At 41.9% G+C, this 26,273-nt stretch carries 29 protein-coding genes and 1 tRNA gene; 12 read left to right on the top strand and 18 right to left on the bottom strand.

Annotation, left to right across the window (positions count from 1 at the left end; genetic code table 11):
- Positions 1 to 65: 65 nt before the first annotated feature.
- A complete protein-coding gene (locus OCK74_RS20250) occupies positions 66 to 1,409 on the top strand; it encodes an MATE family efflux transporter (protein ID WP_279298906.1) in 1,344 nt (447 codons plus the stop codon).
- A gap of 95 nt (positions 1,410 to 1,504) precedes the next feature.
- Here the strand turns inward: OCK74_RS20250 and folB are convergent, their stop codons facing one another.
- From folB to OCK74_RS20220, 6 genes are all read right to left on the bottom strand, one after another.
- On the bottom strand, positions 1,505 to 1,870 hold the full coding sequence (gene folB, locus OCK74_RS20245; RefSeq protein ID WP_279298905.1) for a dihydroneopterin aldolase: 366 nt from the start codon (positions 1,868 to 1,870) through the stop codon (positions 1,505 to 1,507).
- Between the two features lie 14 nt (positions 1,871 to 1,884).
- Complete coding sequence (gene trxB, locus OCK74_RS20240) at positions 1,885 to 2,832, bottom strand: thioredoxin-disulfide reductase (protein WP_279298904.1); 948 nt, start codon at positions 2,830 to 2,832, stop codon at positions 1,885 to 1,887.
- Between the two features lie 50 nt (positions 2,833 to 2,882).
- A complete protein-coding gene (locus OCK74_RS20235) occupies positions 2,883 to 3,773 on the bottom strand; it encodes a DUF4249 domain-containing protein (protein ID WP_279298903.1) in 891 nt (296 codons plus the stop codon).
- Positions 3,774 to 4,001: 228 nt separating this feature from the next.
- On the bottom strand, positions 4,002 to 4,859 hold the full coding sequence (locus OCK74_RS20230; protein WP_073041057.1) for a sigma-70 family RNA polymerase sigma factor: 858 nt from the start codon (positions 4,857 to 4,859) through the stop codon (positions 4,002 to 4,004).
- Between the two features lie 158 nt (positions 4,860 to 5,017).
- Positions 5,018 to 6,184 (bottom strand): prolipoprotein diacylglyceryl transferase, encoded by a 1,167-nt coding sequence (locus OCK74_RS20225; RefSeq protein ID WP_279298902.1) that lies wholly within the window; start codon positions 6,182 to 6,184, stop codon positions 5,018 to 5,020.
- A gap of 227 nt (positions 6,185 to 6,411) precedes the next feature.
- Positions 6,412 to 6,828: a BrxA/BrxB family bacilliredoxin gene (locus tag OCK74_RS20220; RefSeq protein ID WP_279298901.1), complete on the bottom strand. Its 417-nt coding sequence runs from the start codon at positions 6,826 to 6,828 to the stop codon at positions 6,412 to 6,414.
- 198 nt (positions 6,829 to 7,026) lie between these two features.
- Here OCK74_RS20220 and OCK74_RS20215 point away from each other — a divergent pair, with 198 nt between their 5' ends.
- Entirely contained in the window at positions 7,027 to 7,470 is a 444-nt protein-coding gene (locus tag OCK74_RS20215; protein WP_279298900.1) for an Hsp20/alpha crystallin family protein, read from the top strand.
- 195 nt (positions 7,471 to 7,665) lie between these two features.
- The gene (locus tag OCK74_RS20210; protein WP_279298899.1) at positions 7,666 to 8,961 is read left to right on the top strand and encodes a hypothetical protein; all 1,296 of its coding nucleotides are present in this window, start codon (positions 7,666 to 7,668) and stop codon (positions 8,959 to 8,961) included.
- A gap of 90 nt (positions 8,962 to 9,051) precedes the next feature.
- Here OCK74_RS20210 and OCK74_RS20205 read toward each other — a convergent pair whose 3' ends face one another.
- On the bottom strand, positions 9,052 to 9,498 hold the full coding sequence (locus OCK74_RS20205) for a nuclear transport factor 2 family protein (protein WP_279298898.1): 447 nt from the start codon (positions 9,496 to 9,498) through the stop codon (positions 9,052 to 9,054).
- A gap of 63 nt (positions 9,499 to 9,561) precedes the next feature.
- On the opposite strand from OCK74_RS20205, the gene OCK74_RS20200 reads away from it, so the two are divergent.
- Positions 9,562 to 9,990, top strand: coding sequence for a hypothetical protein (locus tag OCK74_RS20200; protein ID WP_279298897.1), 429 nt, complete (start codon positions 9,562 to 9,564; stop codon positions 9,988 to 9,990).
- Between the two features lie 32 nt (positions 9,991 to 10,022).
- Here the strand turns inward: OCK74_RS20200 and OCK74_RS20195 are convergent, their stop codons facing one another.
- The 4 genes from OCK74_RS20195 to OCK74_RS20180 all read right to left on the bottom strand — a co-directional run bounded on the left by OCK74_RS20195 (position 10,023) and on the right by OCK74_RS20180 (position 13,507).
- Entirely contained in the window at positions 10,023 to 11,423 is a 1,401-nt protein-coding gene (locus OCK74_RS20195; protein WP_279298896.1) for a type III PLP-dependent enzyme domain-containing protein, read from the bottom strand.
- Between the two features lie 195 nt (positions 11,424 to 11,618).
- Positions 11,619 to 11,963: a 50S ribosomal protein L20 gene (gene rplT / locus OCK74_RS20190; protein WP_279298895.1), complete on the bottom strand. Its 345-nt coding sequence runs from the start codon at positions 11,961 to 11,963 to the stop codon at positions 11,619 to 11,621.
- A 62-nt stretch (positions 11,964 to 12,025) separates the two neighbouring features.
- Positions 12,026 to 12,223, bottom strand: a complete 198-nt coding sequence (gene rpmI / locus OCK74_RS20185) for a 50S ribosomal protein L35 (protein ID WP_279298894.1) — start codon at positions 12,221 to 12,223, stop codon at positions 12,026 to 12,028.
- A gap of 162 nt (positions 12,224 to 12,385) precedes the next feature.
- Positions 12,386 to 13,507, bottom strand: a complete 1,122-nt coding sequence (locus tag OCK74_RS20180) for a lactonase family protein (RefSeq protein WP_279298893.1) — start codon at positions 13,505 to 13,507, stop codon at positions 12,386 to 12,388.
- Positions 13,508 to 13,738: 231 nt separating this feature from the next.
- On the opposite strand from OCK74_RS20180, the gene OCK74_RS20175 reads away from it, so the two are divergent.
- Both OCK74_RS20175 and OCK74_RS20170 read left to right on the top strand, forming a co-directional pair.
- A complete protein-coding gene (locus tag OCK74_RS20175; protein WP_279298892.1) occupies positions 13,739 to 13,999 on the top strand; it encodes a hypothetical protein in 261 nt (86 codons plus the stop codon).
- A gap of 13 nt (positions 14,000 to 14,012) precedes the next feature.
- Positions 14,013 to 14,207: a hypothetical protein gene (locus OCK74_RS20170; protein ID WP_279298891.1), complete on the top strand. Its 195-nt coding sequence runs from the start codon at positions 14,013 to 14,015 to the stop codon at positions 14,205 to 14,207.
- Between the two features lie 19 nt (positions 14,208 to 14,226).
- Here OCK74_RS20170 and OCK74_RS20165 read toward each other — a convergent pair whose 3' ends face one another.
- The 3 genes from OCK74_RS20165 to OCK74_RS20155 are packed head-to-tail and all read right to left on the bottom strand — an operon-like array spanning position 14,227 to position 16,232.
- The gene (locus OCK74_RS20165; protein ID WP_279298890.1) at positions 14,227 to 14,499 is read right to left on the bottom strand and encodes an acylphosphatase; all 273 of its coding nucleotides are present in this window, start codon (positions 14,497 to 14,499) and stop codon (positions 14,227 to 14,229) included.
- Positions 14,500 to 14,517: 18 nt separating this feature from the next.
- Positions 14,518 to 15,699 (bottom strand): MFS transporter, encoded by a 1,182-nt coding sequence (locus tag OCK74_RS20160; RefSeq protein ID WP_279298889.1) that lies wholly within the window; start codon positions 15,697 to 15,699, stop codon positions 14,518 to 14,520.
- 56 nt (positions 15,700 to 15,755) lie between these two features.
- A complete protein-coding gene (locus OCK74_RS20155) occupies positions 15,756 to 16,232 on the bottom strand; it encodes a nucleoside deaminase (RefSeq protein WP_279298888.1) in 477 nt (158 codons plus the stop codon).
- A 112-nt stretch (positions 16,233 to 16,344) separates the two neighbouring features.
- On the opposite strand from OCK74_RS20155, the gene OCK74_RS20150 reads away from it, so the two are divergent.
- On the top strand, positions 16,345 to 17,430 hold the full coding sequence (locus OCK74_RS20150) for a serine hydrolase domain-containing protein (RefSeq protein WP_279298887.1): 1,086 nt from the start codon (positions 16,345 to 16,347) through the stop codon (positions 17,428 to 17,430).
- Positions 17,431 to 17,433: 3 nt separating this feature from the next.
- The gene (locus tag OCK74_RS20145) at positions 17,434 to 17,958 is read left to right on the top strand and encodes an O-acetyl-ADP-ribose deacetylase (protein ID WP_279298886.1); all 525 of its coding nucleotides are present in this window, start codon (positions 17,434 to 17,436) and stop codon (positions 17,956 to 17,958) included.
- On the opposite strand, the gene OCK74_RS20140 is transcribed toward OCK74_RS20145, so the two are convergent.
- The 3 genes from OCK74_RS20140 to hutU all read right to left on the bottom strand — a co-directional run bounded on the left by OCK74_RS20140 (position 17,955) and on the right by hutU (position 21,198).
- Positions 17,955 to 18,176, bottom strand: a complete 222-nt coding sequence (locus tag OCK74_RS20140) for a ferredoxin (RefSeq protein ID WP_279298885.1) — start codon at positions 18,174 to 18,176, stop codon at positions 17,955 to 17,957. The two genes, OCK74_RS20145 and OCK74_RS20140, sit on opposite strands and share 4 nt — an antisense overlap.
- Before the next feature lie 3 nt (positions 18,177 to 18,179).
- Positions 18,180 to 19,418, bottom strand: coding sequence for a peptidase U32 family protein (locus tag OCK74_RS20135; protein WP_279298884.1), 1,239 nt, complete (start codon positions 19,416 to 19,418; stop codon positions 18,180 to 18,182).
- Positions 19,419 to 19,515: 97 nt separating this feature from the next.
- Entirely contained in the window at positions 19,516 to 21,198 is a 1,683-nt protein-coding gene (hutU, locus tag OCK74_RS20130; protein ID WP_279298883.1) for a urocanate hydratase, read from the bottom strand.
- 109 nt (positions 21,199 to 21,307) lie between these two features.
- Between hutU and OCK74_RS20125 the strand changes: the two genes are divergently transcribed.
- Positions 21,308 to 21,880: a hypothetical protein gene (locus OCK74_RS20125; RefSeq protein WP_279298882.1), complete on the top strand. Its 573-nt coding sequence runs from the start codon at positions 21,308 to 21,310 to the stop codon at positions 21,878 to 21,880.
- Here the strand turns inward: OCK74_RS20125 and hutH are convergent.
- Positions 21,877 to 23,436: a histidine ammonia-lyase gene (hutH, locus tag OCK74_RS20120; protein ID WP_279298881.1), complete on the bottom strand. Its 1,560-nt coding sequence runs from the start codon at positions 23,434 to 23,436 to the stop codon at positions 21,877 to 21,879. The two genes, OCK74_RS20125 and hutH, sit on opposite strands and share 4 nt — an antisense overlap.
- A 147-nt stretch (positions 23,437 to 23,583) precedes the next feature.
- On the opposite strand from hutH, the gene OCK74_RS20115 reads away from it, so the two are divergent.
- From OCK74_RS20115 to OCK74_RS20105, 3 genes are all read left to right on the top strand, one after another.
- Positions 23,584 to 24,816: a nucleoside permease gene (locus OCK74_RS20115; protein WP_279298880.1), complete on the top strand. Its 1,233-nt coding sequence runs from the start codon at positions 23,584 to 23,586 to the stop codon at positions 24,814 to 24,816.
- On the top strand, positions 24,813 to 26,006 hold the full coding sequence (locus tag OCK74_RS20110; protein ID WP_279298879.1) for a Gfo/Idh/MocA family protein: 1,194 nt from the start codon (positions 24,813 to 24,815) through the stop codon (positions 26,004 to 26,006). The genes OCK74_RS20115 and OCK74_RS20110 overlap by 4 nt, the downstream gene beginning before the upstream one ends.
- 46 nt (positions 26,007 to 26,052) lie before the next feature.
- Positions 26,053 to 26,126, top strand: a tRNA-Arg gene (locus OCK74_RS20105).
- Positions 26,127 to 26,273: the final 147 nt, after the last annotated feature.

Genomic DNA, 26,273 nt, shown 5'->3' with positions numbered 1-26,273 from the left:
AAGAGTCGCAAAATACGAACTCTTTCTTTTACTGCTTTTAACTTCGTTGTTTGTATTTGTAGAATATGGTGGAAAAGCTTCAGGTAGATGTTACACGTAAACAGATTTTAAAAATTGCTTTACCAATTAGCTTGGCACTGTTGGTGCCACAATTCAACTTTATTATCAACAATGTATTTCTCGGCCACCTAAGCGAACAGGCTTTGGCAGCTGCCAGCATAACAGGAGTTTATTACCTGGTTTTTGCTAGTGTTGGTTATGGACTCAATAATGGTCTCCAGGCTTTAATATCAAGACGGGCAGGAGAAAACAAACCCGGGGACATTGGAAAAATATTCAACCAGGGTGTTTTGGTTTCCATGCTCATAGCTGTAACAGGGATCCTGCTCACTTATTTCCTGGCACCTGTTATTTTAAGAACAACAATCCATTCAAAGGAAACTTTTGAAATGTCGATCAGGTTCTTACAGATACGGATATGGGGTTTGCCCTTCTTATATATTTACCAGATGCGGAATGCTTTGCTGGTGGGTACCAACCAAAGCAAATACCTGGTAGCGGGCACAGTGGCAGAAGCAACAGCAAACGTATTCTTTGATTATACGTTGATCTTTGGCAAATTGGGTTTCCCTGCATTTGGATTCAATGGTGCAGCATTTGCCTCTGTAATTGCAGAGTTCTTTGGAATGTTTGTCATTTTCCTTGTGATCTATCAAAAAGGCATTGGAAGGCAGTATGCAATATTCAAAGATTTGAAATGGGACAGCCGCAATGCAAAACTGATCGCAGACATTTCCGGCCCACTGGTTTTCCAACACGCTATCAGTATCATCAGCTGGGTATTCTTTTATATACTCATAGAGCACCATGGCTCAACCAGCCTGGCTGTTTCCAACACAATGCGCAACGTATTTGGCTTCTTTGGGGTTTTTATCTGGGCTTTTGCTTCAACAACAAACAGTATGGTCAGCAATGTGATTGGCCAGGGAAAGAAGGAATTGGTCATTCCTTTGATCAACAAAATTGCATTGCTTAGTTTAAGCGTTGCACTGATCATAGCTCTATTGCTTAATTTATTCCCTGGGATCTATCTCTCCATCTACGGTCAAAATGAAGAATTTATCAGGGCAGGAACTCCTGTCCTACGCCTGGTGGCCACAATCATGGTCCTGATGTCGGTATCCAGCATCTGGCTCAATGCTGTAACGGGCACGGGCAACAGCAGGGTTACTTTTTTAATTGAATTATTTGCGATTACCCTATACTGTAGTTATGTATATATAGTACTTGAGGTCAATAAGCTTTCAATTTTCTGGGGATGGGCTTCAGAATTATTATACTGGAGCTGTATGCTGGCATTGTCATTCCTATATATTAAAAGTGGAAGGTGGAAACTGAAAAAACTTTAATACAATCCCCAACACATGCCGGGCACGGCCATATTGGGGATTGTATTTCAAAGCAATTTCAACAATGCTTTTGATGGCCCCGACCTTCAAAGCTGCTATTTAAATTCCTTAGTGTAAGTAATGCCTACATAACCAGTGAAGTTTGTAATGGGGGGATTAATCTTTTTAATAGATATTGAAATATTCCTGATATCCGGGAAAACATGTTGAATCTTATCACAAATCTGCATGGCTAACGTTTCCAGAAGCAGCTTTCTTACTTTGAACTCTTCTTCAAGTATGCGATAAATTTCTACATAATTCACAGTTTCTTCTATTGACGAAATTGTTTTCTTAGGTGCTTTATAATTTACAATTACATCTACTTCAAATTCATTACCAACTTTTTTTTCTTCCGCATACATGCCATGTTCTGCAAAAAAACGTAAACCCTTTAATTCAACGGTCATCCACCCTGCCATAGCTAATATTATTGTTAATGATAACCTTTCTCTGAAAGGTATCTTTCAGCATCCAAAGCTGCCATGCAACCACTTCCAGCTGCGGTTACTGCTTGACGGTAAATTTTATCCTGCACATCTCCGCTGGCAAAAACACCTTCAATGTTTGTTTTAGAGGTACCAGGGATGGTTTTGATGTAACCAGCTTCATCCATATCCAGCCATTCCTTAAAAATCTCTGAATTGGGTTGATGCCCAATCGCAACAAAAAAGCCTTTGATCGGAATAGTAGTATGCTCTCCTGTTTTTTTGTTTTTAATCCGAACACTTTCAACAGTCTTCTCGCCTAATATTTCTTCAGTTTCCGAATCCCAGTAAATTTTAATATTGGAAGCATTCTTTACTCTATCCTGCATGATTTTACTAGCTCTCATTTCATCACGACGGACGATCATGTGAACCGTAGTACATAATTTGGACAGGTATAAAGCTTCTTCTGCTGCGGTATCACCGGCACCAACTATGGCAACTTCTTTTCCACGGAAAAAGAAGCCATCACATACGGCACAGGCGCTCACGCCATACCCATTCAAACGCTGTTCACTTTCCAGGTTTAACCATTTTGCAGATGCACCAGTGGAAATAATGACTGCGTAAGCTTCAATTATCTTCTCATCATCGATCCATACTTTGTACGGCTGTTGCGAGAAATCAACCTTAGTTGCCAATCCATAACGGATATCGGCACCCATACGCATGGCTTGCTTTTCAAATTGAATCATCAATTCTGGCCCCTGGATACCTTCCGGAAAACCAGGATAATTTTCCACATCAGTGGTAATGGTCAGCTGTCCGCCAGGCTGTATTCCCTGGTATAAAACAGGTTTCAAATTGGCACGGGCCGCGTAAACGGCAGCCGTATAGCCCGCAGGGCCCGAACCTATAATCAAACAGTTTACTCTTTCTGTTGAAGTATTGTCCATTCTTTAATCTTTCTTGAGGGTGCGAATTTAGGTAAATGTAAGCTAACTTATTATTTAGGGATCGTTAACCTGAAGTACTGGGCAGCATAACCACCAAAGTAGCCCAATGCGCCGTTGCTGATATTGCTTGTTACTTTTACCGGTGAAGCAAAAGGATTTCCAATGGAAGCATAACTATATTCCATGGTTCGCCAGAACTCATAAGTTGGTTTGTCGATATTGCAGATCTTCAATGTTACAGTATCCCCGCGATTAAAAAAGGCAGCTTCATCTTCTTCACGCTTTTCATTTCGATCAGTTCCGGGTTCCAGGGGCAGTTCGTAAGTAGTTCCATCAATCACATAATCATCAAAAACTGAATTGTACGGAGGTAAAAAAGGTTCACTGTTCCTTTTGGTAAAATAGCGGATATAATCACCAAACCCCTGGGGATCAGTAGCTTTTACTCTAACGACTACTTTATTACTGTCGGCAGATGGCGGGGCTGGTACCCAATATACGGAATCTATTTTCTTGGTAATATCCGGGATTGTAGTGGTTGCATCGAACACCTTTCCTTCATGAGTAATATGTAAAGAATACTTCGTTTTTAACGTACCAACAAAAGCCGTCTGCAAATTCGATGAATCGATTGAATAATAATAAAACACATAGCCACTATCTAAGGGCATCGAATATTCTTTTAACTGGTGGGTCTTAGTTCCATTGGAGACTGAAATGCTTGCACCATGAATAAAGCTGGAAGCCAGGACCTCCGGACTGATACTGGAGAAATAATCAATAGATCTGGTTAAAACAACTCTTGGTGCAACACCATTTTCAATAGTTGCTTCCACTACAATCTTAGGCTCAGGTTCGTCCAAATCAAAAGTGATGGACTTTTCGCAACTAAGCAGTGCAAATAGAATGAATAGTAAAATGAAGTATTTCACATACATCATATGCGAAATTAATTAAGAGAGATGTAAGATGATAGATGATAAATGAGTTTGGGGTTTGGAGTTGGTGGGCTGTTAGAGCGCAGTTGATATGGAATACATACGAAGTTACACCGCAGTAATGTCTCTATAAGGTCTCTATAACATCTCTATAAGGTCCCTATAAGGCGGGGGTAATTAACAAAAAAGCCCGGGGGTTAGACCGGGCTTTTTGAGTAAACTTTTGCCTGTTTAGCCCAAGTAAGCTTTCAAAGCATTACTATAGCGGGCTTTTTGTAAGCGTTTGATTGCTCTTTCTTTAATCTGACGAATTCTTTCTTTGGTCAAATCATATTTCTGACCAATTTGCTCGATGGTGGTACCATTTTCACCATCCAATCCAAAGTAAGCATTTACAATTTCAGCTTCTCTTGGACTTAATGATTTGAGCACCCGGCGAATTTCAGCTCTCAGCGAATCTTTCATCACATCATCATCGGTATCATCACTTCCTTCCAACAAATCGCCCATAGCCACGTCTTCAGCTTCGTGCACAGGAGCATCTAATGAAGTATGACGGGTATTGCTTTGGAAAATGTTATTAATTTCTGTCTCGCTCATTTCCAGGATGTCAGCCAGTTCCTCAGTACTAGGCTCTCTTTCATGCTCCTGTTCGAAAGCCATGTAAGCTTTGTTTGCTTTGTTGTAAGTTCCGATTTTGTTCTGTGGCAAACGAACCAAACGTCCTTGTTCAGCTAAAGCTTGAAGGATTGATTGGCGGATCCACCACACAGCATAAGAAATGAATTTAAAACCTTTGGTTTCATCGAAACGCTGAGCAGCTTTAATTAGGCCCAGGTTTCCTTCATTAATCAGATCACTTAACGATAAACCCTGGTGTTGATATTGTTTTGCAACTGAAACTACGAAACGGAGGTTGGCCTGAACCAATTTATCCAAAGCCCTTTGGTCGCCCATCTTGATGCGCTGAGCCAAAGTAGTTTCTTCTTCGGGCGTGATCATTGGAATCTTGGATATTTCCTGCAGATACTTCTCGACCGCCTGAGAATCTCTGTTCGTAATCTGAGTAGCAATTTTAAGCTGCCTCATAATATAATATTGATTGTTTTAAAAATGAACTAATAATAGACATTCTTGGTTTGCAGGTAGTTGTGAATGGCTAGTTAAAGTCATGGAAACCTGCAAAAATAACATTCATCTTTTGAAAATCATAGCCGATTACTCAAAATATTAGTACAAAAAGCATACTATACCTGTTTTACCCTGGCCTGATATTTTTTATGCAGGTAAAACCATAATAATATTCCAGCAAGCATTAAACCGGATGAAATGACTTCAGCTTGAGTAGGATGAAAACCTAATAGGTCTAGCCTATTGTTAACCCTGATTTTTTCTATAAAAAACCTTTCAAGGCCATTTACAAAAAGATATACTGCAAAAAGAGAACCAGCCACAGGTTGCAACTTTTTTCGTAAAGACCAAAGCAATGCAAAGAGCAAAGTACAGGCTATAGTTTCATAGAAAGGCGTGGGATAGTGTCCAATGGGTAATTCGTGGCAAAAACGGCCAATACAACCAGGAATGGGAACGCCCACTTCATTTACATTGTGGGGATAGGTAAAGCTCCACATCCAATTGGGTAACCAGCTAAAAGGCTTTGGATCAGTGCTGGGAATACCCCAATCGCCATCACCGGCCACCTGGCAACCAATCCGACCGATCGCATAAGCGAGCATCAAACCCGGAGCCACGGCATCAGACAGATGAGCCGCAGAAATCTGATGCTTCCGGGCATATGTGATTATGGCAATAGCCGCACAAATCAGACCGCCATAAAAAGTCAGCCCACCACCTGAAAAGATATATTCTGCAGGATGTCTTAAGAAATCACTCCAATTTTCAAAGATGTCAAACATTTTAGCACCAAGTAAACCAAACACCAGGGCAAGAATCGTAATCTCCCCTACCCTGTCCTGGGGCCAGATACGCACCTTTCTAACTTCAGGTTTTGCAAGCTTTGTCTTTCTCTTTTCCCACCATTTCAGCCCGGCAAACAACAAACCCAGCCCGATCCCGGCAGGCCAACTTCCCATACTTGAAAAAATAAAAGCCTGCGGGTCCTGTGTAGCTTCAGAACTTAAGAAAAACAAAGCCAGGATCTTGTACCCTAACACAAAACCCAGTAAGAAGTTGATCAACAAATCGCGCCAGGATGCAGGTTCTCCAACAATAACCTCAACAATAGTCGGCTGAAGCAATCCTAGTTTGCTTTTGCGTTTCAACTCGTGGGCCAGCAAAGCTGCTGCGACCAAAAACGCAATAGCAACAAAAAAACCAAAAGAATTGACAAACCGTAAAGGAGGGACATCTAGGCCAAAAAGATCTTTAAAAGCGTAATATAGGTTTGGATACATAAATAAGGGAAGAAGAGTTTGGAAACCCGGTTCCGAAAACGATCGGATTGGAATCTGGAGTTTAAACGATCCGTTTAAAAAATTTATTACACAACTATTAAAAATTCCTGATAAAAAATTGAAAAAGAAGGAATTGAGAATCGGGAGAAGGATTTTCATGACACATAAACTCCAAATTCCTCCACAAAATGCATCAGTCCCAATACCCCAATTCCTTCTGTAAAATATTAGTTGCAGAATTGCTCAAAAGCACTGATCAGGTTATGAGCAATCATCTGAGCCGGACGTCCTTCAATTTGATGACGTTCAATGAAATGAACCAATTCACCATCCTTAAACAAAGCGATAGCCGGAGAAGATGGAGGATAAGGCATCATGTGCTGACGAAGTGTTTGCACTGCTTCAACGTCAAAACCTGCAAACGATGTCGTTAAAAAGTCAGGTTTCTTATTTGCATTAGCAACAGCCATCAACACAGCTGGCCTGGCAGAACCGGCTGAACAACCACAAACCGAGTTGATCATTACCAGTGTAGTTCCTTTCTGGTTGAGCTGATTTTCAACTTCATCTTTACTTAATAACTCTGTAAACCCATTCTCTGTAAGTTCTTCCTTCATGGGTTGCACTATTTCAGCTGGATACATAGAAATCTTTTTTGAATTGCAAAGTTATGAAACTGTCTTTATAGTACCATATCATCACATATTTATAACATTTTGTCAGCAATTAATGATGAAACATGAAAAAAAGTCAGTATAAAAACCTGAAATAGGCTATGGTACACCGTTTGAAAATTATCCGATGTTGTTTAAAAAATTAAAAAACCTTAAATAAAACAAGTTATGACTCTAGTAAGAACATTTAATCGCCCGCAACAAAAATCTTTTAACAATTTGATAGACGACTTTTTTTACGGAATTCCGTCTTTACTACAAGAAAACACAGTAAAGAATTTCAGGCCATTTGTCCCGGTCAATATTACTGAATCTGAGACTGGTTACCAATTGGAAGTAATAGCCCCTGGTTTTAACAAAGAAGAATTTAAGATTGACCTCGATAAGAACTTGTTGACGATCTCAGCTGAAAGGAAAGCAGAAGAAGGTAAAGACAATGTTAAAAACATCAGGAAGGAATATGAGTTTAAAACCTTCAAACGCACTTTCACCGTTAATGAAAATATAGATACCCAGAAGATCGGCGCTAATTTTAAGAATGGAGTATTAACAGTAGAGTTGCCTAAAAAAGTGGAAGTGAAAGAACCTGTGAAACAGATCACTGTTCAATAATATACAATCAATAATTTTTCTCATAAGCAGTTGGTTTTGGTTTATACCCCGTCGTTTCCACGATGGGGTTATTTTTTAATATGAGCAGGTGAGCAATAACTTTAAGAAATTTTCAACCCTTTAGCTCAACAACAATTTAAAACCTATGCTTCTTATTTATTAATTTGCGCATCAAACCAGAAGAACCTCCATAAAATGTTGAAAAAGATATACTTAGCATTTATTACGAGTCTTACATTTTCATGGGCATTTGCACAGGAAATCCAAGCTCCGACAACGGATATCCCTGATTCCACTACCAAGCCGCAAAATGATTCCATGCAGATCTATCATCCGGACTCTTCTTTGCGCATCATAAACCTGAATCCTTTTTTCACGCTTCATGTGGATTCTGCACTTTCCTACCAGCTGCAGATCAATAAGAATCCAGAGAACTATTTCTGGTATTTGAAGAATTCTCCTGTAGGCTTGAAGATCAATAAGGACAATGGAACACTGAGCTTTAAAGCAGACAAATCCTATTTCCTTTCAGGAAGACTAAAATACGACCAGAATTATAAAGTCAATATTGGTGTTCAAAATCTTTCAGATCCCAAAGAAAAGATCGATACCAATTTCTCCATTGTATTTTATAGTACAGAGATCATTCCTTCTAAAGTTAAGCCCCTGGTTAATGGTACCATTACTGTAGAGGAAGGAGACACCATCGAATTCAAGGTATTATGTGAAACAGGAAGTTTTCCTATTGAAAACATCTTTACGCTTCCCAATATGAATCTGCCGAACTTTACAGAGGTTGATAAATGCGGAGATTCGTTTAAATGGTCCCCCAAATATGATTTTGTAAAGGAAACTGATCCGAATAAGGAAAAAGTTGTATTGGTAAACTTTATTGGATCAACGCGTTTTCAAAACCGTGATACTGCTCAAATACGGATTATTGTACGTGACGCGCTCAACTACCCATTGGCCAAAGAAGAGTATAACCAGGTAACAAAAAATGTCCAGCGCTACGTTTTACAATTAAAGTACACCTTTTTACAATTAGATAAAAAGCTAAGAAAAACAAAGGGACTGCGCACGACCTTTGACCTTACAGCAGCTTCAACCTCACTAACGGGAACTGTTCTGACGACATCTGCTGACAAAAACCTCCAGAATAAAGGAAAGATCTTACCTAGTATTGGTCTGTCTATGGTTCCCATCAGGGAAGCTTCTGTGCCAAACAAAACGGTTGATCAAAACCAGGCAGCGCTCATCCGTGCATCCATTAAACGGCTTGAATATCTACTGAGAGACAATACTTTATTGGGAGATAAAGATTGGGACATCACCAAAAAAACAACCAAGTTGAAGGAAGATTTAAAACAGACACAAGTACAACTTATCGATGTACCAATAGAACTCACCAATGAAATGACTGAAGAACAACTGAACCGTTACTTCAACAGTCCAAGAGTAAACAAAAAATACAGGCTGAAAACAAATTAATTGTACAGCTTTAAATAGAATCCGGAATTCAGAGAACCAGTTCAAATAAGGATCTTCTGAATTCCGGATTTTTATTTGCCTATTTATGGATCAGTTGCAATTGTCCTTTCGCCTTGTATCAATGATATACTGGATTTGCCACACCCCCTTTAAGCGCACCAACTGGAAAGAGTTCACTCCGCAATGGCTGAATTTGGTTCCTACATAAAACTGATAAGGAGTCCACACAGTAGCCAGGTCTCCATCAATCCTGACCACATCAAAGCTGATCCTTTCATCATAAACCTCCTGGTGAGGCTTGGCAGTGAACGAAATAAACTCGTCTATATTTTCGGAACGTACGACAGTTTGCCCTTCCTTATTCTTAGAAACTGTCTGTAAACTAGCTCCTGGTGCAAATACCGACCGTAATAGGTTAGTATCCGCATTCCGCATACCTGTAAAAAGGTTGGAAACAGCTTGTTTTACTTGCTCCTCCCCGGTTTGGGCATTGGCTTTAACGTACATAAGTGTTAAGATCAACAAAAGGTTACGCATATAAGAATTCTTTAAGGATTTCCGGCTAACTTCTTGTCCTTCAAAGTAATAAAATAATAAATCATGAAGTATTTCAAATTATTACCAATGGCGGTAATTGTTGTATTGATGGTTGTGATGGCAAGCTGTACTACCGTGAGGGATGCTTCAGGTGAATATGGGGATGACCCTTCAGGCAGACGCGTTTATTACGAAAATCCTTATTACGGCAATACGATTGTGCTGGAAAGGGATCCATATACCGGTCAATTATACCAAATAAGTCCGAATGGTTATGGCTACGGTTATAGCCCTTATGGCGTATATAATAATCCCTATAATTATAATCGAGGTCATAACAACAGGAGCAGCAATAGTGAACAATATAACAGAGGCGGCAGGAGTGGTTCAGTGAGCACAAGACCATCAATACCCAAAGGCCAAAGCCCATCAGAGAACAGGCAAAAATTCGATGATGCCAAAGACAAGGTCTTAGGTGGTAAAAGACAGTAATGAAAAAGCCCCGGATTATCGGGGCTTTTTCATTACTTAATATATCCAAGAATTTTCAACATACTCTGCGCTGACTGCTCCTTAGCATACACCCAGTCAATCAGTTTGCCATTCTTGTCATGCTCTACAATAATGTGTTTTGGTGAAGGTATGAGGCAGTGCTTGATGCCGCCATAACCGCTGATCTGGTCCTGGTAAGCCCCCGTATGAAAGAAGCCCACATACAAAGGCTCATCACCTACAACTTTAGGCAGAAACACCTCATTGATGTGCTCTTCAGAATCATAGTAATCATGACTGTCGCAGGTAATGCCACCCAAAACCACCCGCTGGTACTCCTGGTCCCACTTATTAATAGGTAACATCAAAAACTTTTCACCAATACCCCAGGTATCCGGCAAAGTTGTAATAAACGAAGAGTCGATCATGTACCATATCTCACGTTCGTTCTGCGTTTTCTGGGAAATCACGCTATAAATATGGGCCATGCTTTCCCCGACTGTAAAGCTTCCAAATTCTGTGAAGATATTGGGCATGGGAACCTTATTGCGTTTGCAGGCAGCCTTAATGTTACTTACAATTTCATTGATCATGAATTGGTAGTCATACTCAAAGGCCAGGGAATGCTTTATAGGGAAACCTCCGCCAATATTAATTGAATCCAGTTCAGGGCATATTTTTTTCAACTGGCAATAAAGGTTGATCACCTTGTTCAGTTCTGACCAGTAGTAAATATCATCCTTGATTCCTTTATTCAAAAAGATATGAAGCATTTTCAGCTGGAACTTATCCTCATAACCTTCAATATTGTCGACATAAAACTCCAGGATATCCTTCGCCCTGATGCCCAATCGTGAAGTATAAAAAGGAAAGGTAGGCTCCTCCTCTGCGGCTACCCGGATCCCTAATTTAAATGGTTCTTTGATTGACTTGCGATAAGCCTGCAACTCTTCCTTATTATCTAAAACAGGAATCACATTTTTAAAGCCCCCATTGATCAATTGAGCAATACGGCGGGTATAGCTTTTTTGTTTGAAGCCATTACAAATAATAAATATATCTTTTGTTATCTTCCTTTTCTCATACAGCTTCTTGATAATTTCTATGTCATAAGCAAAGGAAGTTTCCAGGTGTATGTCATGCCTCAAAGCTTCTTCCACAACGAAAGAAAAATGAGAACTTTTGGTACAATAACAATAATTATAAGTCCCTTCGTACTTGTGCTTCTTGAAAGCTGTTGCAAACATTTGCTTTGCCTTATTGATCTGCATGCCTATTTTGGGCAAATAGGTAAGCTTCATCGGCGTACCATATTTATCAATAAGCGCTTTTATATCAAGACCATTAAACTGCAGGTAACCATCTTTTAATTGTAAACCTTCCTGTGGGAAATTGAAAGTTTGCTCAACGAGGCCGAAGTAGGAATTCGTCATTGAAATTGAATGGGTTGTTCAGTAAACAATTTTTTATTGAGTATGGTCCATGGCCAATTAGCTTTCAGCTCTATTTTGATAACAGCTACTACTAATCGCCTTTGAGACTTACAAAAGTAAAAGTTCTACATATATAAAAAAGAAAGCCACCTCACATTTTTGAGGTGGCTTTATATCTTGTGAACAGTGCGTTCATTATTTTACCTGGGCGATCAAACCTTTGAAGGTTTCAGGATTGTTCATAGCCAGGTCAGCCAGAACTTTACGGTCAAGACCGATTCCTTTTTTATTCAGCAGGTTGATGAACTGAGAGTACGTTAAGCCCTCTTCGCGAACAGCCGCATTGATACGGGCGATCCACAACTGGCGGTATTCTCTTTTCTTTAATTTACGACCTACATAGCTATAGGTCATACCTTTTTCTACAACGTTTTTGGCAACGGTATATACATTTTTACGTTTGCCATAGAAGCCTTTGGCTTGTTTTAAGATTCTTTTTCTGCGAGCTCTTGAAGCTACAGCGTTAACGGAACGTGGCATATCTGAATAATTTTAAATTTACGGTTTACGATTTAGTTTTTAAGAACAACTTAAATGTTAGCTTATTTCAGCCTCAATAGACGTTGAACAAAGTCTAAGTTTGCTTTAGCTACTAAGCCGTCTTTTCCTAAAGCACGTTTCCGTTTCTTAGATTTTTTAGTCAGAATGTGACGTTTGAAAGACTTTTGGTGAGTGATTTTTCCTGTTCCAGTTACTTTAAAACGCTTTTTTGCACTGGAGTTAGTTTTAACCTTAGGCATTTTATTAATGCGATTTCGATGATACCCTTGAGGCGTTCCGGCTCAGGCTGGAAACTTTTCGGGCCTCTTCAGGCAATAACCGTTTTGTAAACGGGGTGCAAAAGTAAGGAATAACCTTGTAATACCACGATTTTTCTGAAGGATTAAAAGGATTTTAACCCCTTATTTGATCGCAGACATTTTCAGGCATACTGGTTTGGGAATTTCAATCTGCTTACCAGTAGGCTGAAGCAAGCCTGTTTGCTGATCTCTTTTAAAAATCACAATATTATTCGTTTCCTGGTTGGCCACTAATAAATAATGACCTGTCGGATCAATCATAAAGTTCCTTGGCGTTTTACCTAAAGTAGATTGGTACCCTTTTAACTGCAGTTTTCCTGTTTTCCCATCAACTGAAAAAATGGTGATTGTATTTTCATCACCACGGTTTGATGCATACAAGAACTTACCGTCAGGAGAAATATGGATGTCGGCACTGCCGATTGCACCCTTATAATCTGCCGGGTGCGTAGCTATACGCTGCAGAAAGCTTAATTTCCCATCCTTGTAACCGTAGGCCACAACAGTACCACTCATTTCTTCAATCAGGTATGCATACTTCTTATTGGGATGAAATGTAAAATGCCTTGGCCCGCTACCGGCAACACTGGCCGCAAAGGGTTGTGCAGCTGGTTTCAACATCGCCTTTGCTTTAGGATCAAACCTGTAGATCATGACCTTATCCATGCCTAAATCCGGGGTAAAAACAAATTTGTCATCAGGTGAAAATACAGTGGAATGAACGTGCGCCTTTTCCTGGCGTTGTTTATTCACACTACTTCCCGTATGTTGAATGGTCTGACCGGGCGGTAACAATGATCCATCATTATTAACTGGTAAAAGCGATAAACTTCCGCCTGTATAATTTCCGGCTAATACCCACTTGCCAGTTTGATCTATAGCTACATAACAGGGATGTACGCCGCCGGTTGGCTGACGATTGAGGAAGGTTAGTTTTCCGGAAACAGGATCAAAAGCAAAGGCCGAAATAAACCCGGTATCCCTGACATCTACTTCATTTACGGCATAAATATATTTACCGCCTGGCGCTATAGCCAGGTATGATGGATTATCAAGGCTATCTGTACTACTGATCGCTTCTACATCACCATTTCCTGAATGAAAACGGTAAACATAAACACCCTTACTGCCGGTACCTGTATAAGTACCAATAAATAAATGGAACGATTGAGCCATACTGTTCAAGGAGAGTAATAGAAAAGGAATGATGAACCGAAGTTTCATTTAAAATGTTTTCTGCAATATAATTATGAAAAGCTTTGGGCAAGGTATTACTCATTCATAAGGCTGATAGCAATTGAGATGGAATATCTGGGTGATTGATTAGAATTTTTATGGATAAGTTTCCTCAGATTGACTTTATAAGGGCTACAGCACAGCTTAAATGCTATATTTTCTTCATATCTGAGCCGTGGCACCAGAATTGTTCGTAAATTGTTAACAAAGCTTTTACATATGACGTTCCAATCATTCAACCTCCTCAACCAGGCCCAGCAGCAAAAGCTTCTTTTAAAACGCGGCAGTTTTCTTGATGAACGTACACTTGGACCCTACCACATCATGCTTTACCAATTAAGCTCTTTTTATGTGGAAGTCTACTTTATAACATCTTCAGGTAAATCAGCATTTTTCCGGAGCTTTCAAGCCACTGATGGTCTTCAGCCTTACTTAGATAAAATCGACCTGCAAGGCCTGTACAAGGAATTGCAATTTTAATCAATCAACATTTATGAACGAAAGAAAACAATACTCGGAAGAGCAAAATCAAAACGAGCGCAACCAGCAACAAACAGAACAACAAAAAATTGCTGTTAATCCCAACCCCAGGGCTAACGAGAATGTTCAACAAACCGGCTTCAATCAGGAAAAAGAACAAAGTAATGAACAGGTAGGTAGTGAAATCACAGATGGTGAAGATGCCTGAATGCATGCAATACAGGCAATTATCCCCTAACAATCTGAAATCCATCAAATCGCTCTTCCTGTAAGACCTTAGTTTCAACAGATTCAACCTTTGCCCTGGAAGGCCCTTTCCAACACCAGGCAATATAACGGTCAATATCATCCTGGCGGCCATTAACAACGGCCTCTACATAACCTTCGGGCGTATTTTTAATCCATCCTGTTAGTCCTAACTTTTCAGCTTCATCCCTTGCTGTAGCGCGGTAAAAAACGCCCTGCACTATACCTTTTATGATGAGGTGAATTGTTGCCATGTCCTAGCTTTTATTGAATTAATCTTTTTTAGTGCCAAGCTTTTTCACCTTGGCAGTCAGGAAACAAATACTCATACAAAGTACAGCAATCAGGGCAAATGACCATTGCATACCAAATGCTTCAGAAATAGAACCTACCATCACCGGGCCTATCAAAAAGCCAATATATCCGATAAAAGTAACAGAGGCAATGGCATAGCTGGCTTTCATTTTTTTGGATCTCGATGCCAGGCTATACACCTGGGGCACCATAATAGAAGTCCCCAACCCTACCAATAAAAAGCCCAGGGCTGCTGTAAAAAAATAAGGTAAAAGAATAGCTATAAATAGACCCGCAGCAATTAAAAGCCCATTAGCTGCAATCACGTTGATGGCACCAAACCTGGCCACTACCCTATCTCCCGTGAGCCGGCCAATCGTCATGGCAACGATAAATGAAGTATAGCCTACGGTAATAGAGTTCTTATCTGCACCAACGATCCTTTCAAAATAACTTACAGTCCAATCCGACATGGCGCCCTCGCAAAGCATGCTGCAAAAAGTAATGGCACCCAAAAGCAAAAGGTATCGATCTGGCTTCACAAAAAGGGGGCGATTTTCTGTAGCATCGTTCAAACCAGGCTGTTGATTGTTTTTAAATGCATAACTCATCAAGGCACAAAAGACAGCGATGATGAAGAAATGAATGCAGGTTGAAACATCCTGTGCGATCATAATCGAACCAATAGCTGCAGCAACAAAGCAGGCCAGGCTCCACAATCCATGAAAAGTGGAAATAATAGGCTTATTGTACAACTGTTGTACTTCAACCGCAGAAGTGTTCACAGAAATATTAAAGAGATTCCTTGAAAATCCGAACAAAAACAAGGCAAGGACCAACTGCCATGTACTATCGGCAATACCAAGAATACCAAGTACCAAAGAATAAATAATCCCCCCTGTCACCATGATCGTACGGGATCCAAAACGGGAAACTAACCAGCTGGAAATGGGCAATCCACAGATCAAGCCAGCATAAATAGTAAACAATACCCTTCCCCACTGGGCATCATTCAATTGAAGATGGTGTTGCACATCTGGGATCCGGGAAGACCAAGTAGCGGCAACAAGACCAGATAAGAAAAAGAAAACCGCGGTAATTACTCTTTCACGCCTTGGAGCGACTGTAGCTGCAAAAAACATGGGCGCAAAAGTAAACATAACCGTTGATTCGACGGTTAAAACCCTGTATTTATAGGATGAACTGAACGCTTCCGCTAATAAACTAACTTTTCTTCCTTGTCCATCCAATCTCTAAATACATCCAATGCAGATTGCTGTGGAAAATGAATAAAAGGAATGACCCGTTGAATGGATTCTTTTTCTATTTCATCATAGATGAATTGGTCATCAAAATTTATAGCAGCAGCATCACCTTTGGTGTTGGCAAATATGACCCTGCGGGGTCTTGCCCAATAAATCGCACCAAGGCACATGGGACAAGGTTCGCAACTGCTGTAAACATCACAATCCGTTAGTTGAAAACTACCCAAATTTTTACAGGCATTCCTGATCGCAACAACCTCAGCATGCGCCGTAGGGTCATTTTCCTGGAGCACTTCATTGCAGCCTTCACCTATGATTTGACCATCTTTTACGATCACGCAGCCAAATGGACCACCCTTATGGTTCTGCATACCTTGACGTGATAATTCGATGGCCCTATGTAAAAATTTTTCTTCATCTTTAGTCATACTGCAATATACTTTTTCTAACTTAGGAATCTTACTGATGTTAGGATTCTAAATGGCTAAACACCCTTTTTAATCATTATCACGTTGCTGCCAATATATAAAGCTTTACGTTATGCGAAACTCGCTTTCATTATCATTCTTTTTGAACATATGCATCTTGTTGATTCCATTTACGGAGATTAAGTCACAATATCATCAAATTGACACCTTTCTCCAGCATCAGATAGCTACCTACAAGATACCCGCACTCTCGGTGGCACTTATTGAAAACGGCAAAGTGATTTACTTAAAAACCTACGGAAAAGCTAACATTGAATATAATATAAAAAATACGCCCAACACCTCCTTTCAACTCGCATCTACTACCAAACTCCTTACCGCTACGGCTTTTATGACATTAGTGCAGGAAGGTAAACTTCAACTGGATGATAAAGTAAAAAAGTTTTTACCTGAACTGCCTGGCTCTTGGGATGACCTGAGGATAATAGATCTCCTGGCACACCAATCAGGTATAGTCGACCTGTTAGGACTGAAGATTGATTTTAAAAACGATAAAGAGGCCCTGGATACGGCAGTAGCACGGCCCCTGGATTTTGCGCCCGGCACCAAAACTGTATATGCCGGAGGAGACTATGCTGTTGTGATGCAATTGATTGAAAAACTATCAGGCATGCCCTTTCAGCAATTCCTTTCTGAAAGATTATTAGATAAGTTAGGTATGAAGCATACTCGGTTCAATAATATGGAGCAGGATTTTATTTACCGGACTTATGACACCATCCCTTTCGCAGCTACAGTTTATAAATGGGATTCAACCAGGCATCAGCAGCGCATTTTTTCGATGATGTTCCCCCAATGGACATACCCTGCCGGTGGCATCTTTTCATCCATTAATGACCTTGCCAAATGGGCGATCGCTTTAGATAAGAATACGCTTTTACAACCAGAGTTTGCAGAAAAAATGTGGACTGCAGCCCAACTACGTAATGGACAAACTGCTCCATTTGGAGTGGGCTGGATTGTAGATAAATTCAAAGATGAAAAAGCTACCGGCCATAGCGGAGGTCCGGCTCTTTCAGATATTGTGCGTTTACCGGGAAGAAAACTAACGGCCATTGTCTTAACCAATCAATTAGAACTACGTCCTTTCTTAACAATGCAGGTAGTCAGGTTGTACCTGGATAATAAAAAAATATGAATCATGGCAAATAAAATTGAAGTCATCAAAGGCGACATTACCAAAGTAACCGTGGATGCTATTGTAAATGCCGCGAATTCATCACTAATGGGCGGAGGTGGTGTAGATGGCGCCATTCACCGTGCAGGAGGGCCGGAAATACTGGAAGAATGCAAAATGATCGTCGCACGTCAAGGTGGATGCAAAACCGGGGAAGCTGTGATCACTACCGGAGGAAGACTGCCTGCAAAGTTTGTCATACACACTGTAGGCCCTGTATGGCATGGGGGCCATAATGGAGAAAGCGAAAAACTGGCAAACTGCTATAAAAACGCACTGAGCGTCGCTGTTGAAAACAACTGCAAAACAATAGCCTTTCCCAACATCAGCACTGGCGTTTATGGTTTCCCGAAAGATAAAGCAGCCATCATTGCAGTAAATACGGTTACAGAAGTCCTGGGACTCGAAACAAGTATCGATAAAGTGATCTTTGTTTGCTTTGATGAAGAAAATTACCAATTGATAAAAGAACAGATTGCTGTACACTAACGCACCTGTATCACTTTAACAGGACACGACAAGGCTGCTTTTTCATTCGCTTCGGCTTGTATATCACTGATCTTTAGAGACCAGAATCCTTTCTTATTGACACTACCTAAAAGAACACTTTTCCCATCCTTTTTCGACATGCGCCATTGCTCCGGGGCAATCTCCACACAATAATTGCAACCAATACACTTTTCCCTTTGGTGAATGATCAGAGGCATTCGTTACACATTTACTATTTTATACAATTTATCCGAGTTTCGTACAGGCACCGGCAACGGGAACGCACACCTGTCTCCTTTCTGGGCAATGTCTGCTGCACCGCCATCATTCACATGCAATGATTCTATAACAGTTTCAACTACGCCAGTTGTTGGCCCGGTGATCATTACTTTATCACCAACCTGTAAAGGATAAGCTTCTATATCAAATTCTGCAATGCCGATCTTAGGATAGTAATGGTTGCCTTTACCGATATAGATCTTTTTTTGAGTAGCCTTTGAACCCGGAGCATCTGTCCATTCACCCAAATGCTGCCCCAAGTAGTAGCCACTCCAAAAGCCCCTGTTGAAAACAGATTCCAGCCTTTCCATCCAGGAAGCTACTTGCTCCTGGTCAAAGCACCCTGAATAATAAGCATCTATAGCCTCCCGGTAACACTGCGTCACCGTCTTCACATAATCTGCACCCTTTCCTCTTCCTTCGATCTTCATCACCAGCACTCCTGTTTGGAGTAATTGATCCAGGAAAGGCAGGGTACATAAGTCTTTCGCAGACATAATGTATTCATTGTCAATTTCCAGTTCATGCCCCTCTTCCAGGTCTGTTACCGAATAACGGCGACGACAGTTTTGCACACAGGCACCACGGTTGGCTGAAGCATTATGGGTATGTAGGCTTAAGTAACACTTTCCTGAAATAGCCATGCACAAAGCGCCATGTGCAAACACCTCTATCCTGATCAATGCTCCCGAAGGACCTTTGATCTGTTCCTGTTCTATAGCATCGCAAATAGCTTTCATCTGGCGGAGGCTAAGCTCGCGTGACAATACCATCACATCTGCAAAAAGCGCATAGAACTTTATAGTTTCTATATTGGTAATATTGACCTGTGTAGAAATATGTACTGTGAAGTCGATGCTCCTGGCGGATGCTATGACAGCCTGGTCAGAGGCTATAACGGCAGTGATACCGGCATCTTTTGCTGATTGCAAAATACGCTTTACCAATGCCAGGTCATGGTCGTATACAGTTGTATTAAGTGTTAAATAAGTTTTGATCTTGTGCTCATTAGCGATAGCGGCAATCTTTGGCAGGTCTTCAGTTGTAAAATTCATGGTCGCACGGGCACGCATGTTCAGTTGCTCAACACCAAAATATACCGCATCTGCACCACCCTGAATGGCTGCCATCAGGGAATCAAAGCCCCCCGCAGGGGCCAATAATTCTGCTCTTCTGCTCATAATCTTTCAAAAAATGCCGCAAAGCTAAAAAGAGCAAAACATCTTCTTTATGAGTTTAATCATGTCACCGACCATTCCCCCATTCCTCATTCACCCTTCAAGAATGAATCCTCTCTTCAACATCCAACCCAAACATCTTCGCCGTTTCCTTTGCCTCCTCATAGCCGGCATCTGCATGACGGATCACTCCCATGCCAGGATCATTTCTTAATACCCTTCTTAGCCGTTCAGCCGCATCATCCGTTCCATCTGCAACGATCACCATACCGGCATGGATGCTGTACCCCATACCTACCCCACCACCGTGATGCAAACTGACCCAACTGGCCCCACCGGCTGTATTCACCAATGCATTAAGGATCGGCCAGTCAGCCACAGCATCACTGCCATCCAGCATGGCTTCTGTTTCGCGGTTAGGCGAAGCCACAGAGCCCGTATCCAGGTGGTCTCGTCCAATAACGATCGGGGCTTTTACCTTACCCGTTTTTACCAGTTCGTTGAATGCCAACCCGGCCTTCTCCCTTTCACCCTGCCCAAGCCAACAAATACGGGCAGGCAATCCCTGGAAGGAGATCTTTTCTTTGGCTAAGTGTAACCATCGCTGCAGGGATTGGTTTTCGGGAAATAAACTGCTGATCACTTCATCCGTAACAGCAATATCCTGGGGGTCTCCACTCAATGCCACCCAACGGAAGGGTCCTTTCCCTTCACAAAAAAGAGGACGTATGTAAGCCGGGACAAAACCAGGAAAATCAAATGCATGCTCCAGTCCCATCTCTTTTGCCCTTGCACGGATATTATTTCCATAATCAAAGGTGATCGCTCCCATTTTTTGTAATTGCAACATAAGCTCTACATGCCGGTACATGGAATGATAAGCATATTCCAGGTACTGGTCAGGGTTTTCTTCCCGCAAAGTCTTAGCTAATACATGAGAAATTTCATGCGGCCAGTAACCGACCAGGGGATCATGAGCTGAAGTCTGGTCGGTCAATACATCCGGGACAACCGACCGTTGCACCAGCCTTTCTAATAAATGAACGGCATTGCACACAACACCGATGGAGAGAGCCTCTCCTTTTTGCTTTGCCTGCAAGGCTCGGTCGATCGCTTCGTCAATGTCTTCGATCATGACGTCGCAATAAGCAGTTTCCAAACGCTTTTCAATGCGCCAACGTTCTACTTCTGCTGCCAGGCAAACACCTTCATTCATAGTAATGGACAGGGGCTGTGCGCCACCCATGCCACCCAGGCCAGCTGTTACACAAAGCTTACCTTTTAGCGTGCCTCCAAAATGTTGATTGGCTAATGCTGCAAACGTCTCATAGGTACCTTGCACAATTCCTTGCGAACCAATATAGATCCAGCTACCGGCGGTCATTTGCCCATACATCATCAACCCCTTCTTCTCCAGTTCGTCAAAATGCTGCCAGTCGGCCCATTTGGGTACCAGCTGCGAGTTGGAGATCAACACCCTTGGTGCATCTTTATGTGTTTTCATGATGCCGACCGGCTTGCCGCTCTGGATTAGTAATGATTCATCATTTTCTAAGATCTTCAGGGCAGCTAATATATCATCCAGCGCTTTAAAATTTCTTGCAGCCTTTCCTCTTCCTCCATAAACAATTAGTTCTTCCGGCTTTTCAGCTACCTGCGGATTTAAGTTATTGAGCAACATGCGCATGGCGGCTTCCTGTATCCAGCCTTTACAAGTCAATTGCTGACCAGTAGGCGTTTGATATTTTTGAACATCATAAGATGGCAAACTGACATTAGACATAAACAGTAATGTTTAGATAATGAATTTAAAAAATTTATGTAACATGCAACGGATGACTATAGTTGTATGTCATTGTACATTGCACACAATCACCCATTAATTATTTAAAATGAAACTTCAGATTCTAGCTCTTACCATGACTACCCTGCTTTTAAGTTGTGAAAAAGAAGACAAACCGGTTCAGTACCAGTACACCAACTTAAATGACACTTCAGTTTATTACAATCACCCTGTAGAATTGGATCTGGATAAAGATGGAGAAATGGATTTCCTGGCAAGTACCCAGCTCATTGGAACTTCCACTGGCGATCATATTCAATTCAGGATCAGCTCAGTCTTCAGGAACAGGATCTTATTGCAGGAAGAAGAAACACCTTCAATGATGAATAATGATGCCATCATCTCAAACAACGACCAGCCCCCATACACCTGGACTGCGATTGGTTCTGCCATCATTGTGGAAAGGATCATCCCCTTGAATATAGCTGATGCCTACTGGGATGGCGTATGGAAAAACCAAACCAGCAAGTTCCTACCTGTTCAACTGGTAAAGCAGGATGGCAAAATCTATAATTGCTGGATACGGATCTCTTTCAGCAATGATGCCCAGTCAAAGATCATTTTACATGATGCAGCCTTTTGCAAAACTGCCAGCCTGCTGATAAAAGCAGGGCAACATTAAATCCTGAAGCCCTCCCACGCCTTGTTTAAGTACCAGCCTTTTGAATCAGCAAATCCATTCACCCTTTCTACAAAAGAGAGGTCAGCAATAATGTTTTTGATTTGATTGATATCATCGGCAAAAACACGGTCTTCTTCTGCAAAGGATACATACTCACGGACAAGGCCATGTGCAAATTCCAGGATTTCGCTGCTCTTGAAAGGCCTTCTGAACTCAATAGCCTGGCAGGCTGTTAGCAACTCTATGGAAAGAATATATTCAAGGTTATTTAAAATGGTATTCAGCTTGCGGCCGCTGATGCTGCCCATGCTGACATGATCTTCCTGACCTAAAGAAGTCGGAATGCTATCCGCACTGGCTGGAAAGCAAAGCGTTTTATTCTCAGTAACCAGTGCAGCTGTCGTGTATTGCGGGATCATAAAGCCACTGTTCAATCCAACATTGCGCATGAGCAACATAGGTAGCCCCCATTTGCCCTCAAGCAAAAGGTAACACCTCCTGTCTGAAATATTACCTACTTCAGCTGCTGCAAAACAGGCATAATCTAAAGGGAGGGCCAAAGGCTGACCGTGGAAATTGCCACCGCTGATGGTATCATCATGGGCAAAAACAATAGGATTATCTGTTACGGAATTCAGTTCTATTTCTGTCAGCTCTTTCAGGTGCAGCCACGCATTCCGCGAAGCTCCATGCACCTGCGGCATGCAACGAAGTGAATATGGATCCTGCACCCGCCCACAATCAATATGACTTTGCATGATCTCCGATCGCTGCAGCAACATCCGCAATCTTTGCGCAACCAGTTGAACTCCGCCGAAAGGCCTGAGTGCATGTAGCCGCTCATCGAAGGGAGCTTTAGTACCGGTCAACGCCTCAAGACTCATGGCACCTATGATATCCGCTGCTTCAAGGCAGTTATGCAAGCGCTGTATACCATTGATGGCATAAGCTAAAATGAATTGGGTACCATTGATAAGAGCTAATCCTTCTTTGGGCCCCAGGGGAATGGGGGCTAATCCATAGCGACTCAACACTTCCCCGGTCTTCTGCCTTTTTCCATCAACCCACACTTCTCCCAAACCTATTAAAGGCAAAAACAGATGAGCTAACGGAGCCAGGTCACCCGAAGCTCCGACACTTCCTTTATCGGGAACAACAGGAATAATATTGTTTTCTATGTGCCAGATGATGCGCTCAAGCGTGGCCACTTGCACACCAGAATAACCTTGCGCTAAAGAATGCACTTTGGTGATCAACATCAGGCGGGCAATCTCAACGGGTATAGCTTCCCCTACGCCGACACTATGACTTTGCAATATTTTATGCTGCAACAGACGGGTGTCTTCTTCTGATATCTTGGTATTGGCCAGGATCCCAAAACCCGTATTGATTCCATATACTGTCTGGTTATTGGCAACAATCTGCTGCACCTGCTGAAAGCAGTTTTCTACCTTCTGCCGCGCCTCCGCACCTAGTTGACCACTTACCTTCTGCGAAGCGATTTGAAGCACCTTCCCTATTTCCAATCGCTCCACGCCATATAAAAATGAATTCATTTTGCAATCGTTTGTTGTAATTTATTAAGGGCAAAGGAAATGAATTCAAATCACTTTTTACAATAACTCAATACCCTAATATCTTAAGATCACATTATCTTTTGTATCTTACTTACCCAATCATTCACTTTAACGAATTACTTGCTTATGAAACCAGGCACACGAGTTTCACTGTCGACAATGATGTTTTTGGAGTTTTTTATCTGGGGCTCATGGTTTGTAACGATGGGGACTTACCTCAGTAAAACACTCAAAGCTTCCGATGTTCAGAATGGATTGGCCTATGGCACGCAATCGCTGGGCGCCATCATTGCTCCTTTCATTGTAGGATTAATTGCTGACCGTTTTTTTGCAGCCCAAAGGATCCTGGGGTTACTACATTTTGCGGGAGCCGCCTTGATGTATTTCCTCTCCAGGCAAACAGACTTCGACAGTTTTTATCCTTTGATCTTAACCTACATGATCTTGTACATGCCAACGCTGGCCCTGGTCAATTCAGTTTCCTTCAGGCAACTGACCAACCCGGAAAAAGAATTTGCTACACTAAGGGTCTGGGGCACCATTGGCTGGATTGTAGCGGGACTGTTTATTTCTTTTGCTACAGATTGGGAAAAGAACAATGCCCTGGCCAACACTTTCCGCATGGCTGCTGTTGCATCATTATTATTAGGCATATTAAGCTTCTTCCTGCCCAATACGCCTCCTGCTTCCAAAGGAAAAAGGGTAAGCTTTGGAGATATTATTGGTCTCGACGCATTAAGCCTATTAAAGAAAAAGGACTTTTTAATTTTCTTTCTATCAGCCATGCTGATTTGCATTCCACTGGCATTTTATTACCAGGAAGCCAATAAATACTTAAACGAGATCAACCTGGCAAATGCCGCTGGTAAAATGACGCTGGGACAGGTTTCCGAGACTTTATTCATGATCCTGATGCCACTTTTCTTCCGCCGTTTTGGAATCAAGGTGATGCTCTTAATAGGTATGATCGCATGGGTAGTGCGCTATTTACTATTCAGCTATGGCGATGTAACAGGAATTGAATTATCATTCCTATACCTTGGCATATTGCTTCACGGTATTTGCTACGATTTCTTCTTTGTAACCGGCCAGATCTACACAGACAAGCAGGCCGGGGAACGGATTCAATCTGCTGCCCAGGGGCTGATTACACTGGCAACCTATGGCGTTGGCATGCTCATAGGATTTTGGGTAGCAGGACAGGTTTCTGAGCACTTTAGAACAGCAGATGGCCATAATTGGAAAAGTATTTGGATGGTTCCGGCTGCCATTGCCGGCATCGTAGTCCTGCTCTTTGCCATCCTGTTCAAGGAAAATCCGAAAACCACCGAAAAAGCTGAACCAGTAGCATACGTATGAAAAAGATAGCCATGTTAGGTTCCGGTTTCATCGCCCGTTTCTATGCGGATTCACTTCAGGGTTACCGGAACAGGGATAAGATCGTAAGTATATATTCCAGGCGTGAAGAAACTGCGCAGAAGTTTGCTGCAGATTATTTTGTCCAGCATTGGACCACTACTATGGAAGAAGCAGTGGCTCACCCCGAGGTGGAAGTGGTTTGTATTGCTTTGCCCAACTTCCTGCACGAAGAAGCCGTCATGCTTTGCTGCAAGCACCGTAAAGCGGCGATCATTACCAAACCACTGGGTCGCAATGCTGCCGAAGCCAAACGCATGCTCGATGCCGCGGAAGGCGCAGGCATTTTCAATGGTTACCTGGAAGACCTGGTGTACACTCCTAAGTTTTTAAAAGCATTACAAAGTGTAAATAGCGGTTCTATTGGAAATGTAATATGGGCCAAATCAAGGGAAACACACCCCGGCCCGCACAGCGAATGGTTCTGGGATATGGAAAAAGCTGGTGGCGGTTGCATCATCGACCTGGGCTGCCACTGCGTGGAAATTGCCCGGAATTACATAGGAAAAGACATCAAACCAATGGAAGTGATGTGTTGGGCAGCCACACAGGTAAAACCGATTGAAGCAGAAGACCACGCAATTGGCTTGGTTCGATATGAGAATGGAGCCATTGGACAGTTTGAAGTCAGCTGGACCTTTCGTGGCGGACTTGATCTCCGGGATGAGGTCATGGGAACAGAAGGTACTATATGGACCAACAACTTTTTGCGCACAGGCTTTGAGATGTATTCTTCTGGCAAAGCTGCAGATTATGTAGCGGAAAAGGCAGAGAACAATACAGGTTGGCTGTTCCCTGTTGGTGATGAATTGAATGAGTTAGGTTATAATCATATGTTCATGGACATGTTCAATGCCATGGAATCCGGGCAGCAACCCAGGGAAACCTTCTATGATGGCTATATAGTCAATGCGATCCTTGATGCTGCCTACAGGTCTGCCAAAACAAAGCATTGGGAGCCTGTCCAACTGGAAGTTTGGAGGGGAAAAGTGGGCTTACATGAAGACAGTCATTTAGTTGATTATGATGCCGATCACTACCTGGTAAAAGAAGAAGTAACACACTATGGCGCCAAAAAACTGATCTTAAAAAACAAGCATACAGGAAAAATTATTGAAAAGCTGATCGCTTAATTTGTTTTCTTTTGATGAGAATGCTTATATTTGCCGCCCGTAAAACGGACCGGTAGCTCAGCTGGATAGAGCAACTGCCTTCTAAGCAGTAGGTCATTGGTTCGAATCCAATCCGGTTCACTAGAAGTAAGGCCTTGAATTTCAAGGCCTTTTTTATTGATAAGACGCCTTGCCGCATAATTCTTTTCACCACGATTCGTCACACAGGTTTGATAATCAAACTTTTAGTTTTTTATGAATAAAGGCCCGGCACAAGAGCGTGTGCCG

The sequence above is a fragment of the Paraflavisolibacter caeni genome (assembly GCF_025628885.1).
Taxonomy (GTDB): domain Bacteria; phylum Bacteroidota; class Bacteroidia; order Chitinophagales; family Chitinophagaceae; genus Flavisolibacter; species Flavisolibacter caeni.
Note: the sequence above shows the minus strand (reverse complement) of the source record. Positions and strands in the feature narration are given on the sequence as shown.

Bases quoted from the DNA above. Each gene is read 5' to 3' on its own strand.
- rpmI (WP_279298894.1), bottom strand. From the start codon at position 12,223: ATGCCTAAGGTTAAAACTAACTCCAGTGCAAAAAAGCGTTTTAAAGTA.
- OCK74_RS20140 (WP_279298885.1), bottom strand. From the start codon at position 18,176: ATGCCTCTGATCATTCACCAAAGGGAAAAGTGTATTGGTTGCAATTAT.
- hutU (WP_279298883.1), bottom strand. From the start codon at position 21,198: ATGTCTAATGTCAGTTTGCCATCTTATGATGTTCAAAAATATCAAACG.
- OCK74_RS20150 (WP_279298887.1), top strand. From the start codon at position 16,345: ATGCGAAACTCGCTTTCATTATCATTCTTTTTGAACATATGCATCTTG.
- OCK74_RS20215 (WP_279298900.1), top strand. From the start codon at position 7,027: ATGACTCTAGTAAGAACATTTAATCGCCCGCAACAAAAATCTTTTAAC.
- OCK74_RS20165 (WP_279298890.1), bottom strand. From the start codon at position 14,499: ATGGCAACAATTCACCTCATCATAAAAGGTATAGTGCAGGGCGTTTTT.
- OCK74_RS20175 (WP_279298892.1), top strand. From the start codon at position 13,739: ATGACGTTCCAATCATTCAACCTCCTCAACCAGGCCCAGCAGCAAAAG.
- OCK74_RS20155 (WP_279298888.1), bottom strand. From the start codon at position 16,232: ATGACTAAAGATGAAGAAAAATTTTTACATAGGGCCATCGAATTATCA.
- OCK74_RS20235 (WP_279298903.1), bottom strand. From the start codon at position 3,773: ATGATGTATGTGAAATACTTCATTTTACTATTCATTCTATTTGCACTG.
- OCK74_RS20220 (WP_279298901.1), bottom strand. From the start codon at position 6,828: ATGTATCCAGCTGAAATAGTGCAACCCATGAAGGAAGAACTTACAGAG.
- hutH (WP_279298881.1), bottom strand. From the start codon at position 23,436: ATGAATTCATTTTTATATGGCGTGGAGCGATTGGAAATAGGGAAGGTG.
- rplT (WP_279298895.1), bottom strand. From the start codon at position 11,963: ATGCCACGTTCCGTTAACGCTGTAGCTTCAAGAGCTCGCAGAAAAAGA.
- OCK74_RS20115 (WP_279298880.1), top strand. From the start codon at position 23,584: ATGAAACCAGGCACACGAGTTTCACTGTCGACAATGATGTTTTTGGAG.
- OCK74_RS20160 (WP_279298889.1), bottom strand. From the start codon at position 15,699: ATGTTTACTTTTGCGCCCATGTTTTTTGCAGCTACAGTCGCTCCAAGG.
- OCK74_RS20230 (WP_073041057.1), bottom strand. From the start codon at position 4,859: ATGAGGCAGCTTAAAATTGCTACTCAGATTACGAACAGAGATTCTCAG.
- OCK74_RS20110 (WP_279298879.1), top strand. From the start codon at position 24,813: ATGAAAAAGATAGCCATGTTAGGTTCCGGTTTCATCGCCCGTTTCTAT.
- OCK74_RS20210 (WP_279298899.1), top strand. From the start codon at position 7,666: ATGTTGAAAAAGATATACTTAGCATTTATTACGAGTCTTACATTTTCA.
- folB (WP_279298905.1), bottom strand. From the start codon at position 1,870: ATGGCAGGGTGGATGACCGTTGAATTAAAGGGTTTACGTTTTTTTGCA.
- OCK74_RS20225 (WP_279298902.1), bottom strand. From the start codon at position 6,184: ATGTATCCAAACCTATATTACGCTTTTAAAGATCTTTTTGGCCTAGAT.
- OCK74_RS20250 (WP_279298906.1), top strand. From the start codon at position 66: ATGGTGGAAAAGCTTCAGGTAGATGTTACACGTAAACAGATTTTAAAA.
- OCK74_RS20145 (WP_279298886.1), top strand. From the start codon at position 17,434: ATGGCAAATAAAATTGAAGTCATCAAAGGCGACATTACCAAAGTAACC.
- OCK74_RS20200 (WP_279298897.1), top strand. From the start codon at position 9,562: ATGAAGTATTTCAAATTATTACCAATGGCGGTAATTGTTGTATTGATG.
- OCK74_RS20180 (WP_279298893.1), bottom strand. From the start codon at position 13,507: ATGAAACTTCGGTTCATCATTCCTTTTCTATTACTCTCCTTGAACAGT.
- OCK74_RS20195 (WP_279298896.1), bottom strand. From the start codon at position 11,423: ATGACGAATTCCTACTTCGGCCTCGTTGAGCAAACTTTCAATTTCCCA.
- OCK74_RS20170 (WP_279298891.1), top strand. From the start codon at position 14,013: ATGAACGAAAGAAAACAATACTCGGAAGAGCAAAATCAAAACGAGCGC.
- OCK74_RS20125 (WP_279298882.1), top strand. From the start codon at position 21,308: ATGAAACTTCAGATTCTAGCTCTTACCATGACTACCCTGCTTTTAAGT.
- OCK74_RS20135 (WP_279298884.1), bottom strand. From the start codon at position 19,418: ATGAGCAGAAGAGCAGAATTATTGGCCCCTGCGGGGGGCTTTGATTCC.
- trxB (WP_279298904.1), bottom strand. From the start codon at position 2,832: ATGGACAATACTTCAACAGAAAGAGTAAACTGTTTGATTATAGGTTCG.
- OCK74_RS20205 (WP_279298898.1), bottom strand. From the start codon at position 9,498: ATGCGTAACCTTTTGTTGATCTTAACACTTATGTACGTTAAAGCCAAT.